General features: G+C 54.1%; 1 pseudogene. It reads right to left on the minus strand.

Annotation, left to right across the window (positions count from 1 at the left end):
- Window positions 1-910, minus strand: a pseudogene (locus ACT3RU_RS17960) (IS3 family transposase); the annotation flags it as partial.

Consider the following 910-nt stretch of genomic DNA (forward strand, 5'->3'; position numbering starts at 1 on the left):
AACTGATGCAACTCCAACCATTCATGCCGTGCCGTCCGATTGAAGCGTTCGATATAGGCATTTTGAGTCGGCTTGCCAGGCTGGATGTATAAAAGCGTTATCCGGTTACTGTTGGCCCAGTCGACCAACGATTGAGCAATGTATTCAGGGCCGTTATCCAGCCGAATGGCTGCCGGTTTGCCACGCCACTCGATGATCTGCTGCAGAGAGCGGATAACGCGGGCACTCGGCAATGACAGGTCAACTTCGATCCCCAGGCCTTCGCGATTGTAATCATCAATGACATTGAAGGTTCGCAGTGTTCGACCATCAACCAGCGAGTCACTCATAAAATCCATGGACCATACCTGGTTGATAGCCGTCGGCACGCTCAAGGCATCCGGCTTATCTCGCTTCAAGCGTCGCCGGGGCTTGATGCGCAGGTTCAGCTCAAGCTCCCGATAAATGCGGTAAACGCGCTTGTGATTCCAGGTGTAACCACGCACATTGCGCAAATGCAGGTAGCAAAGCCCAAAACCCCAGCGCTTATTGGCCGTCGTCAAGCGCAGAAGCCAGTTGGCAATCACGTCGTTCTCGGACCGTCGTTTGGGCCGATAGTGGTAGCAGGATTCACTGACGCTCATGCATTCACAGGCAAGGCGAATACTGACACCATGACGTTTGACAGTAGAAGCGGCCATCTCACGTCGCTGAGATGGCGTTACAACTTTCCCTCAAGTGCTTCCTGACGGATCTCGGCCTTGAGCTTTTCCTCGGCATACATCTTCTTGAGTCGACGGTTTTCATCTTCGAGCTCTTTCATCCGCTTCATCAGCGAGGCGTCCATGCCGCCAAACCTGGCGCGCCACTTATAGAAAGTAGCGCTGCTCATGCCATGTTCACGGCATAGTGCCGGGACAGGCACGCCCGA

It is taken from the genome of Halomonas sp. TP35 (assembly GCF_052375975.1).
In the GTDB taxonomy this organism is placed as follows: Bacteria; Pseudomonadota; Gammaproteobacteria; order Pseudomonadales; family Halomonadaceae; genus Vreelandella; species Vreelandella citrativorans.